The sequence below is a fragment of the Streptomyces ossamyceticus genome (genome assembly GCF_001418475.1).
GTDB classification, from domain to species: domain Bacteria; phylum Actinomycetota; class Actinomycetes; order Streptomycetales; family Streptomycetaceae; genus Streptomyces; species Streptomyces ossamyceticus.
The window spans coordinates 1-10,266 of record NZ_LIQX01000489.1 but is presented as its reverse complement, the minus strand read 5'-3'; the positions used below and the strand labels follow the sequence as shown (position 1 = coordinate 10,266).

Genomic DNA, 10,266 nt, shown 5'->3' with positions numbered 1-10,266 from the left:
TCGCGGCAGGACAGGGCGGGGGACCCCGCCCTGTCCTGCCGCGACGTTGATTGCTGCGTTGGTGTCCGCGTTGCAGGTGAAGCCACAGGAGGAACAGACGAACCCGGCTTGGCTCTTGCGCGAGTTCTTGTCGATCCAGCCGCAGGCACTGCACCGCAGACTCGTGTAGGGGGCGGGAACATCCTCGACCCGCCCGGGGGCCTTGTGTCCGGTGCGCTGCCGCAGCAGGCCCCAGCCCTGGGCGAGGATCGCCCGGTTCAGGCCGGACTTCTGCGCCACATTCTGGCCGGGCCGCTCCACGGTTCCCTTCGCGGAGCGGGTCATCGTCTTGATGTTCAGCTTCTCGAACCGGATGAGGTGGTAGGAGCGGGCGAGCATGGTGCTGGTCTTCTCGCACCAGTCCTTGCGCCGGTTCGCCTCCCGCGCCTTGAGCCTGGCCACGTTCGCATGCTCGGCCGCCTTGGCAGGGCTGCCTTTCGGGGCTCTGGCCGCGCGCCGCTGGTGTTTGCGGATCTGGGCGCGTTCTTTGACCGTGAGCTGTGGGCAGTTCAGTGTCCGGCCGTCGGAGAGGGCGGCGGTGATGGTGACACCCCGGTCGATGCCGATCACCGTGTCCGTGCCGGGCGCCTGGACCGGCTCGGGGACGACGGCGAAAGCGATGTGCCACTGCCCGTTACGGAAGGTGACCCGGAACGTCTTGGCGGCGGGCAGTTTCGCGCCCTTGCCCCTTGCGCTGAGGCGAAAGCGGACCCACCCGCAGCCGGGCAGCTTCACCTGCGCCCACCGCCGGTTCAGCTTCTGCACGACCACCGAGCGGCCCATGACCTGCCTGCCGGTCCTCGCGTTCAGCTTCGGGGACCCGTCCACCTCGTATTCCGGCACGCGGTCGGTGCCGATGACCCGAAAGCCCTCGTGCACATGCTTCCTGCGCCAGGTCGGCTCACCGAACCCGGACGTGAAGCGGGCGTTTCTGGCCTGGGCGAAGTCCTTCAACGCCTGCTGCTGCACGTCCGCGTTCCCCGCACCCAGCCACTCGTTCTCCCGCCGGGCCTCGGTGAGCTGACGGCACTGCTCCGCGAAACCGGGCGCGGACCTGCGCCACCGCCGCCAGTGCGCACGCTGCTCGACGGCAAGATTCCACACGTATCTCGCGTGCGCGCAGTGCGTGAGCATCTGCTCTGCCTGCGCGGGCGACGGATACATGCGGAAACGTGACATGCCGCGAACCTAGCCACCCCGTTCCCCTCCCGCGCGTGCCTTCGACCAACATCACCCATGAGAGTGACCGGCACGCTCACCCCTACCAGGGCCCCCACAACAGGGCCCCAATCAGCCGACACCACGAACGGTTGAGGCGGCCCCCACCTGTTGTCCCTCCCGAAACGCCGAATCGCCCTGACGGCGATTCGGCTTCCCCTGCCCCGCTACGCGGGAGCGGTCCGTTACGCGGGAGCGGGCATTCACCCCGGCCCTGAAGGACCGGGCACCCTGCCCGACAAGCAGGGTGGCGGCGGCGTGCTCCCTTCGCCGTCCTGCTGGCCGTCCCCGCGACCAGCGCCCTGTACCGGCTGACCCTGGACGGCCCCGGTCAGCCGCTGCCGTACACCGGGCTCGTGATCGTCCACACGGTCGCCGCGCAGTCGTCGGCGCGCAAAGGGCTGGCCACCGGGCTTCTGCTGTTGGTCGCCGTCCCGGTCGGGTTGTGGCTCAACTCCCGCTCGCCGGGCGAACTCACCTGCTCGTTCTCCGTGTTCGCGGCGGCCTACGTCTTCGGCAGGCTGACCGACGCCCGCCGGCGCGATCGGCGTGTCGAGGCCGAGCGGGCCGCGGCACGCGAACGCGCCCGCATCGCACGCGAGATGCACGACATCCGAAAGGCCAGGACATGAACAAGGTCGCCCAGAAGATCATGGTGGCGGCGTACGGCATGCCCGGGGGCACCGGGACCGCCCGCTGACCTGCCTCCGCCGGCCCCGCCACCCTCGGGTTAGGGAAGTGGGCCTCGGGGGCATGATCCACCGGGCCGAGGATCCGCAGGGGGCGCGATCCGGTGACACAGGGGGAAGACCGACGATGAGCGCGACGGTGACGGCGGTCAGCAGCAACGCCGAGTACTCGTTCACCAAGCCGAACCGGGACGGCGTCACGCTGCTCGCCGGGCTCGGGGTGGAGGGGGACGTCCACGCGGGGGTGACGGTCAAGCATCGCTCGCGGGTCGCGCAGGACCCCACCCAGCCGAACCTCCGTCAGGTGCACCTCATCCACGAGGAACTGTTCGCCGAGGTCGCGGCGGAAGGCTTCGACGTGGCGCCCGGTGAGCTCGGCGAGAACATCACCACCCGCGGGATCGACCTGCTCGGCCTGCCGGTCGGCACGCTGCTGAAGGTGGGCGGCGAGGCGGTGCTGGAGGTGACCGGTCTGCGCAACCCGTGTCTCCAGATCGACGCCTTCCGCAAGGGCCTGCTGAAGCAGGTCGTCGGCCGGGACGAGTCCGGCGGGCTCGTGCTCAAGGCCGGAATCATGAGCGTCGTACGGCAGGGCGGCGTGGTACGCCCGGGGGACCCGATCGGTGTGGAGCTGCCGAGCGGCCCGCACCTCCCGCTGGAACGGGTCTGACCCCGCTCCACCGCCTCACCCCGCCATCGCCGCGGCGGCGCCTTTACGCCAACTCCATTTTCGTACAAGCGGGTTGACCCGTAGTAAGCGGTGTCCGGCTACCCTTTCCCCATGCGACTTTGGCGGCGCCATGACAAGAACACGGAGTTGCCGCGCGATCCGCGAGCCGACGCGTACCCGATGCCGGCCGTGCCGTACGGCTGGTACGCGGTGCTGCGCAGCCGGGAACTGCCGCCGGGGAAGGTCGTCAGCCTGCACTACTTCGGGCGGGCGCTGATCGCGTTCCGCGGGCCGGACGGACGGGCCGCCGTACGGGACGCCTACTGCCCGCACTACGGCGCGCACCTCGGCGTGGGCGGGAAGGTCGTGGCGGGCACGGTGGAGTGCCCCTTCCACGGCTGGCGGTTCGGCGCGGACGGGCGGTGCGTGGAGGCGCCGTTCGCGGCGCGCACCCCGAAGGTCTCCCTCGGCGGCTTCCCGGTGCGCGAGCACAGCGGCCTCGTCCTCGTGTACGTCGGGCCGGGCGAGCCCGCGTGGGAGGTGCCGGAGGTCCCGGAGGCGGTGTCGCGGGAGTTCACCCGGCCCATCGACGACACCTGCCGGGCGCGGATCCACATCCAGGAGATGCGCGAGAACATCGTCGACGAGTCCCACTTCCACTTCATCCACGGGCAGAGCGAGCCGCCCGTGCAGGAGTGGCGGGCGGACGGACCGTTCGCCGAGGCGCGGGGGTCGTTCAGCCGACGGGTGTTCGGCCGGGACATCGACAACACCTTCGACGCGTTCATGTACGGGCCGGGCGTGATGGTGGTCCGCACCCACGGCCCGGTGCTGTCGGTCACCGCCGTCGCGCTCACCACACCCGTCGACGACCGCACGAGCGAGCTGCGGATGCTGTACCACCTGCGCGGACCGGCCCGCGGCCCGCTGCTCTCCGCCCTGCTCTCCCCCCTCCTCAAGTTCGTCTTCCGCAGGGAGGCGCTGGGCGAGGTCCGCGAGGAGGTCCGCATCTGGGACCACAAGATCCACCAGCCGCGTCCGGTGCTCCTCCCGCACGAGAAGGGCATCAGGGCGATACGCCGCTGGTACGCCCAGTTCTATCCGCGGCAGGCGCCCGGCGACGCCGCTCGGGGGCTGCCGGCCGCCGGATATTGGGCTGCGGGTGACGACCGGTCAGCTCTAGGCTCCGCCCCGGGGGCCGGCAAGGCGCCCTGACGACGATCGGCCGGTGGATCGGAGATCACGGGGATGACCTGTCAGCTGTACGCGCTCTGCTTCGACGCCGACCGCCCACGGGACCTCGCCGCGTTCTGGGCCGGGGTCCTCGGACGGCGGCTCTCCGAGGACCCGCGGGACGGCGTCGCGGTCCTGCCCGCCGACGGATACGGGTTCCGCCTCGACTTCTTCCCCGGCGACGAGCCCAAGCCCGTCTCGAACCGGATCCACTTCGATCTGACGAGCACCACACCGGAGAACATGCGGGAGACGGTGGACCGGGCGCTCCGGCTCGGCGCGCGGCACATCGACGTCGGTCAGCGCCCCGAGGAGGGGCACGTGGTGCTCGCCGACCCCGACGGCAACGAGTTCTGCGTCATCCCTCCCGGCAACGCCTTCCTCGCCGGCTGCGGCTTCCTCGGCGCGCTGGCCTGCGACGGTTCGCAGGCGGTCGGGTACTTCTGGAGCGCGGCGCTTCAATGGCCGCTGGTCTGGGACCAGGACGAGGAGACGGCGATCCAGTCACCGCACGGCGGGCCAAAGATCACTTGGGGCGGCCCGCCGGTCGCCCCCAAACACGGCAGGAACCGCCTCCACTTCGACCTCGTCCCGCCCCCGGGCGGCGATCAGCGGGCGGAGGTCGACCACCTCCTCTCCCTCGGCGCGAGGCTCCTCGACCCGGCCCCCCACGAGGACGGCCGCATCACGATGCTCGACCCCGACGACAACGAGTTCTGCGTCCTGACGCCCCGCTAGGACGGCGGTTCTCTGCCTGCGACCGGGACGGCGGATGTCTGCCTGCGACCGGGACGGCGGATGTCTGCCTGCGACCGGGACGGCGGATGTCTGCCTGCGACGAGCCGCCCGGACCCCGCGTGTCACATTTCCCGGCTCTGTTCCGTCGGGTCGGTGGAACACCATCGGCGCTCCGTCGTGAGACGGAAAGAGGGGAACGGGACATGGCTGTTCAGACGGCATCGGCGTATCGCGGGCCGGCGTTCGTGCGCATCGCGGTCGCACTGCAGACGCTGACGCTCTTCTTCCAGGCGGCCACCGCCGGGCTGCTGCTGACCTCGGCCCACGGCGAGCTGCTGCACGACGTCGGGGCCCGCGTGATGTACGGGGCCTCCATGCTCTACGTACTGGCCGCGATCCTCGCGTGGCGGCCGGGCGGCGCCTCCCCCCGGCCCGTCCTGTACGCCTCGGGGTTCCTCCTCCTCGCCTCCCTCCAGGTGGTCCTCGGCATCGCCCACCTGCCGGCGCTGCATGTCCCCCTCGGCATCCTGATGTTCACCGGGAGTGTGCTGGTGCTGCTCGGCACCCGGCCGGGCGGGGCGCCGGGCCGCCCCGGTACCGCAAGGTGATCGCTTAACCTCGGACGTGGACGTCTGATACGCGGGGTTCCACGGTGAGGAGGCCATGGTGCTCGGTAGGGGCACGCGTTTGCTCGCGGGCGGTCTGGGCGTGGCCTGCGTCGTCCTCGTCGGCCCCAGCGCGCCGGGCGGGGGCCTGTTCGGCGCCTCGGCGCCCGTGAAGGCCGTCCGGGACGTCGTGCCCGACCGGGTCATGACGTGGAACATCTGCAACCCGTGCGACACGAGCGACGTCGACCGGGCTGCGGAGATCGCCCGGTACGCGCCGCAGGTCATCGGTGTGCAGGAGGCGTGCGTACGGGACGTCGAGCGGATCCGGGACTATCTGGAGCACCTGCACGGGCTCGTCTACCACGTCGAGTACGGGCCGCTGCTGCGCAACTGGAACCGCTGCGGCGGGGTGCCGTGGAAGCCCGGCGGCTTCGGGCAGGCCATCCTCTCGGCGGCGCCCATGACGAACCCCGTCAGGAAGCTCTACCCCGAGGGCGGCTCCGAGGAGCGCGGGTACCTGGCGGTCACCACCACCGTGGACGGCAGGCCGGTCCGGGTGTTCAACACCCATCTCGCCCAGCGGAGCCAGGAGGCGGTCCGGGAGGGCCAGGTCGAGGTGCTGGCCGAGGCCGTCGCCCGGTACGACCGCGCGATCGTCGTCGGCGACCTCAACGCCGTGCCGGACGCCCCCGAACTCGCCCCCCTGTGGGCGCTGGCCACGGACGCGGACCCCGGCTGCCGTCCCCCGGCCACCGGGGACTGCGAGGTGACCACCGACTGGCGGCTCAAGTTCGACTACGTGTTCCTGCGCGGCGCCGCCCCGCTGGAGCAGGGGGTGCACCGCACTCCGGTCTCGGACCACGACCTGGTGCACGCCGACGTCGACACGGCCGGGCCGGCCGCCGGGGACACCCGGCCCGAGGGGTGAGCCGGGCGCACGGCCGGGCTCACGGTAGGTGTCGGTCGGCGGCAACTGCCGCCGGGCAGTGGAGAGATCGCCTGGAATCTGGGCCACCGTGGCACCACGCTCGCCTTTTTGCCCTCTCATCAGCTAGACATTGCCCCGACTCACCTTGACCAGTGGGTACTTGAGGGCATGACCAGCACAGGGGGAAGGACACATGACGACATCCCACGGCGCACCGAGACGTTTCGGTCGTCTGAGAACGGCGGGGGCCGCGCTGGCGGCGCTCCTCGTCGCCGGCACGGGGACGGCGACCCAGGCGATGGCCTCGCCGAAGGCACCGGACACCCTGCCGACCCCGCCCGTGCCGTCCCTGGCGTGGACGGACTGCCAGGGCGGCTACGAGTGCGCGAACGCGGACGTGCCGCTCGACTACCGGGACCCGACCGGTCAGAAGATCACCCTCGCGGTGGTGCGCAAGAAGGCCGCCGACCCGGCCAAGCGCAAGGGCACGCTGTTCATGCAGCCCGGCGGGCCGGGCAACTCCGGGGTGGACTTCGTCCGCAACAACTACAACGGGCTGCCGGCCGCGCTGCGCGAGTCGTTCGACGTGTTCGGCTACGACGTCCGCGGTGTCGGTCGCAGCTCGGCGCTCACCTGCTTCGACGACACCCGCTACTCGAAGGCCGTCACCGACGCCAAGGGCGTGCCCGGACCGGACGCGTTCGGGCCGGCGCTGACCGAGGCCGCCGAGTTCAACCAGGCGTGCCTCGACAACGCGGGCGGGCTACTGCCGTACGTCGGCACCGAGTACGTCGCCCGTGACATCGACCTGCTGCGCCAGGCGCTCGGCGAGGAGCAGCTCACCTACTACGGGCGGTCGTTCGGCTCGTACATCGGGACCGTGTACGCGGCCCTGTTCCCGCAGCGGGTGCGGGCGCTGACCCTCGACGGGGCGTACGACCCGGTGCACTACGCCAACCGCCCGTACGCCTATGACCGGCCGCAGTACCTGGCGCTGGACGGGGCGATGAGCCGGTTCCTCGACTGGTGCGCCGCCGACCAGCCCATCTGCGGGTTCGGCGACGGCGACCCGCGCGGCGCGTTCGAGCAGCTGAAGAAGGACCTGGACGCCAACCCCGTCACCACCGCGAGCGGCGGCAAGGCGAACGGCTACACGCTGGTCTACCGGCTGATGTTCAACATCAACGAGGGCAAGGTCATCTGGCCGTCGCTCGGCGCGGCCCTGAAGAAGGCGCAGCTGCGGGACAACACCTCGTTCCTGCTGCGTCCGCCGTCCCCGGCGAGCTTCGACTTCCTCGGCCCGAACGTGGCCGTGGAGTGCACCGACCGGGACTACCCGCGCGACCGGCGGCTGCTGAAGCACAAGGTGGAGTCGTTCGCCGCGGCGGCGCCGCTGCTCGGCCCGGCGATGGCGTTCGGTCCGCCGACCTACGACCACCAGCACGCCACCGCGTGCGCGCAGTGGCCGGCCGAGCGGGTCAGCCGCTACGACGGCTCCTACCGGGCGCAGGGCTCGGCGCCGATCCTGGTCATGGGCACCACCGGTGACCCCGACACCCCGTACCAGGACGCGGTGGCGCTGTCCCGGCGCCTCGACAACGCCTCGCTGCTGACGTTCGAGGCGGAGGGCCACACGGCGTTCGGGCGCAGCGCCTGCGCGACGGACGCGGTCGTCAAGTACCTGGTGGACCTGACGGTTCCCGCCCACGGCACGACCTGCGCGGACGAGACGCAGCCGCCGTCGTCGACGCCGAAGGTGGCCCCGCCCGGCACGACGCTGGGTGAGCTCCGCAACGGTGTGAACGAGCGTGTGGAGAACATCGGCTCCGTGGCCTGACCGGTCCCGACCGGTCGGCGGCGGCGCACCCGCACCACGGCACCTCCCGAGGCGTCGGCCCCACGGCCGGCGCCTCGGTCGTGCGCGGGGCGCGGTGGCCGGCGGGACCGGGCCCGGTGCCCTACCGGTCCGGGTCCGGGTCGTCGGCCGGGTCACCGAAGGTGAGCGTGTCCAGGTCGCCGTCGAAGTCGTCGGGGACGGGGCACAGCAGGTCCAGGGGGTCCGGCGGCGGTCTGCGGGGGTCGGGGCCGGTCAGGGGCTGCTCGGTCCAGATGCACTTGCCGTCGGGGGTGTAGCGGGTGCCCCAGCGCTGGGAGAGGGCGGTGATGAGCTGGAGGCCGCGGCCGCCCTCGTCGGTGTCGGTGGCCCGGCGTATGCGGGGCATCGTGAGGCTGCCGTCGAAGACCTCGCAGGTCAGCTCGGAGCCGTGCAGGAGCCGTAGCCGCACGGGCCCCTTGGCGTGGCGTACGACGTTGCCGACGAGTTCGCTGGCGAGCAGTTCGGTGGTGGGGGCGAGGTCGTCCAGGCCCCAGGCGGCGAGCTGTTCCCGGACGTGGCGGCGGGCCTGCCCGGCGGCCCTCGGGTCGTCGAGGAGCGGCCAGCACGCCACCTTGTCCTCGGTGAGGGCGTGCAGCCGGGCGACGAGGAACGCGGCGTCGTCGGCGGCCTGCTGGTGGGCCGGGAGCAGCCCGTGGATGAGGGTGTCGCAGAGGAGTTCCAGGTTGTCGGCGGTGCCGTCGTCGTGGGCGTTGCGCAGCAGGCGGGCGAGTTCGGCCATGCCCTCGTCCATCTCGCGTTGCGAGGACTCCACGAGGCCGTCGGTGTAGAGCACGAGCATGCTCCCGTCGGGCACGTGCAGTTCGACCGTCTCGAAGGGTGGCTCGGCCGCGCCCAGCGGCGGGTCGGCGGCCAGGTCGGGGAAGCGCACACTGCCGTCGGGCAGGACCAGCGCCGGCGGCGGGTGCCCGGCGCGGGCGAGGGAACAGATCCGGGTCGTGGAGTCGTACAGCGCGTACAGGCACGTCACGTACGACTCCTCGCCCATGCCGGCGACGAGGTCGTTGAGGTGCGTCATGATCTCGTCGGGCGGCAGTTCGAGGTCGGCGAGGGTGTGGACGGCGGTGCGCAGCCGGCCCATGGTGGCGGCCTCGGGCAGTCCGTGGCCCATGACGTCGCCGACGACGAGGGCGACCTGGCCGCTGGAGAGCGGGATGACGTCGTACCAGTCGCCGCCGACGTCCATGCCCCGTCCGGCGGGCAGATAGCGGGCGGCGGACGCGCAGGCGGGCAGGTCGGGCAGGGCTTGCGGGAGCAGGCTCCGCTGGAGTTCGCGGGACCGGGTGTGCTCGACGTCGAAGAGCCGGGCCCGTTCCAGGGACTGGGCGAGGAGCGCGCTGATCGCGGTGAGGAGGGTGCGCTCCTCCTCGGTGAGGCGGCGCGGCCGGTCGAAGGAGACGACGCACACACCGAAGGTGTGGTCGGAGGCGGTCAGCGGCAGGAACGCCCAGGACTGCTTGCCCGACCGGCGGGGCAGGTCCGCGTTGCGCGGCGCGTACGCCGTGTACTCCTCGGCCGAGGAGAGGAAGACGGGCCTGCCGGTGGTGATGGCGTCCCAGGCGGGGCCGTGCCGTGTCTTGCGGCGGTGGTCGATCAGCTCGATGAACTCGGCGGAGTAGCCGACGTACCCGACGTTGTGGAGCCGGTCGCCCTCGACGTCCTGGACGAGGAACCCGGTGGCGGCGAACGGGGGCAGCACCCGCCGGGCGACCGCCTCGATCACATCCCGCGTGGTGGTCGCCTTGGCCAGCGCGGCCGTCAACTCGGCTATCCGCGAGGCCCGTTGGGTGGCCGCCTGCTCGGCGGCGCGGCGCTCCTCCTCAAGGCGGCGGTTCTCGGTGGTGTCGGTGAAGTACAGGGTGTGCCCGTCGGGTCCCGGAACGACCCGGAGGTGGAACCAGCGGTCCTTGCCGGGGCTGTGCACGTCGAACCCGGTGGGCCTCTGGTCGGCGGCGGCCTTGCGGCACAGCCGCTCCAGGCCGGGCACCCCGTCGCACTCGACGGCCAGTTCCCACAGCACCCGTCCCACGATCTCGTCCTCGGACAGGCCCAGCATGCGTTCGGTCTCCAGGTTGGCGAAGGTGATCCGCCATGCCGTGTCGACCGCGAGGAAGGCGTCGCTCATGTGGCGCACGGCCCGGCTGAGCGCGTCGCGGGTGGAGCCGGACTCGGCGCTCTCCCAGCCGACGCCCACCATCCGCCGGGGTGTGCCGCGCTCGTCGTAGGTGGCGCGGCACACCCCGGCGGAT

The 10,266-nt window shown here is 71.9% G+C and carries 8 protein-coding genes and 1 pseudogene; 7 read left to right on the top strand and 2 right to left on the bottom strand.

Translation table 11 applies throughout. The features are described 5' to 3' along the window. Positions 1 to 1,218 (bottom strand): RNA-guided endonuclease InsQ/TnpB family protein (locus AOK15_RS30650; RefSeq protein WP_055521593.1); only part of this gene is annotated, 1,218 nt, incomplete at its 3' end. A 287-nt stretch (positions 1,219 to 1,505) separates the two neighbouring features. Here AOK15_RS30650 and AOK15_RS30645 point away from each other — a divergent pair. From AOK15_RS30645 to AOK15_RS30615, 7 genes and pseudogenes are all read left to right on the top strand, one after another. Continuing rightward, a pseudogene (locus AOK15_RS30645) lies at positions 1,506 to 1,871 on the top strand (DUF7134 domain-containing protein); the annotation flags it as partial. A gap of 202 nt (positions 1,872 to 2,073) precedes the next feature. After that, the gene (locus AOK15_RS30640; protein ID WP_205632264.1) at positions 2,074 to 2,616 is read left to right on the top strand and encodes an MOSC domain-containing protein; all 543 of its coding nucleotides are present in this window, start codon (positions 2,074 to 2,076) and stop codon (positions 2,614 to 2,616) included. A gap of 111 nt (positions 2,617 to 2,727) precedes the next feature. Then, positions 2,728 to 3,831 carry a Rieske 2Fe-2S domain-containing protein gene (locus AOK15_RS30635; protein ID WP_240508674.1) on the top strand — a complete coding sequence of 368 codons (1,104 nt, stop codon included), beginning with the start codon at positions 2,728 to 2,730 and terminating at the stop codon, positions 3,829 to 3,831. Between the two features lie 33 nt (positions 3,832 to 3,864). Next, positions 3,865 to 4,587, top strand: a complete 723-nt coding sequence (locus AOK15_RS30630; RefSeq protein WP_055521591.1) for a VOC family protein — start codon at positions 3,865 to 3,867, stop codon at positions 4,585 to 4,587. A gap of 203 nt (positions 4,588 to 4,790) precedes the next feature. Then, on the top strand, positions 4,791 to 5,195 hold the full coding sequence (locus AOK15_RS30625; protein WP_055521590.1) for a hypothetical protein: 405 nt from the start codon (positions 4,791 to 4,793) through the stop codon (positions 5,193 to 5,195). A 55-nt stretch (positions 5,196 to 5,250) separates the two neighbouring features. Next, positions 5,251 to 6,123 carry an endonuclease/exonuclease/phosphatase family protein gene (locus tag AOK15_RS30620; RefSeq protein WP_055521589.1) on the top strand — a complete coding sequence of 291 codons (873 nt, stop codon included), beginning with the start codon at positions 5,251 to 5,253 and terminating at the stop codon, positions 6,121 to 6,123. A 193-nt stretch (positions 6,124 to 6,316) separates the two neighbouring features. Next, a complete protein-coding gene (locus AOK15_RS30615) occupies positions 6,317 to 7,960 on the top strand; it encodes an alpha/beta hydrolase (protein ID WP_055521588.1) in 1,644 nt (547 codons plus the stop codon). A gap of 121 nt (positions 7,961 to 8,081) precedes the next feature. On the opposite strand, the gene AOK15_RS30610 is transcribed toward AOK15_RS30615, so the two are convergent. Then, positions 8,082 to 10,266: ATP-binding SpoIIE family protein phosphatase (locus AOK15_RS30610; RefSeq protein WP_055521587.1), on the bottom strand; the 2,185-nt coding region annotated here is incomplete at its 5' end.